Annotated in this window: 2 pseudogenes; both read right to left on the reverse strand. The window is 75.9% G+C overall.

The window, feature by feature from the left end:
• Positions 1 to 434 (reverse strand): annotated as a pseudogene (locus tag APM_RS13115) (hypothetical protein); the annotation flags it as partial.
• Positions 431 to 680: pseudogene (locus APM_RS13120) on the reverse strand (hypothetical protein); the annotation flags it as partial. The pseudogenes APM_RS13120 and APM_RS13115, both read right to left, overlap by 4 nt.

The raw sequence follows: 680 nt of genomic DNA on the forward strand, positions 1-680 counted from the left end.
TCGGCGCCGAGACCGGATGCGGCCAGCCGGGCGGCGGCGAGGCCGGGCATGGCCGCCCCGGCGTCGATCCCCGCCATCACCCGCATCGCCCGCCCGAGCGCGAGCAGGCCGATGAACAGCGCCGGGCCGGCGCGCCCGGCGGTCAGTTGCCCGGCCGCGAAACCGGGGATGACGACGATCAGCATGACCGTCGCCGCCAAGGCGGCCAGCGGCCAGATGCCGTGCAGCGGCGAGGCAAAGGCAGGGCGGATGCGGCGCTTTCGCGCAAGGCGGCGGAGATCGCGCAAGGGCTGCGCGAAGGTGACACCTGGCGCCCCGGCCAGCTGCCCCGCCAGCCGGGCGCGGGCGCATTCGAGCAGCACCGCGAACCCCGCCAGCAGCGCCATGTTCATCCCGGTCGCGATGGTCCGGCTTGCGAGCAGCGCCGGGCTCATGGCCGCCGCCAGCCCCGGCGCGAGATCCGGACCCGCCGGACGAACCACGATGCGGCCCCCCGCAGCGGCGCGGCAAATCCCGTCGCGTTGATCTGCGTGACCGGATCGCCGAACGGCAACCATGCGGGCGGCCGGGCGAACCCGTCCTCGAAGGCCGGCGCCTCGATCGGCCCGGCGCGCAGGCTCCAGCGCCACAGCCCCAGCAGCACGCCGAGCGGGATCAGGAGCAGGAACGGCGCGGTGACG

The sequence above is a fragment of the Acidiphilium sp. PM genome (assembly GCF_000219295.1).
GTDB classification, from domain to species: domain Bacteria; phylum Pseudomonadota; class Alphaproteobacteria; order Acetobacterales; family Acetobacteraceae; genus Acidiphilium; species Acidiphilium multivorum.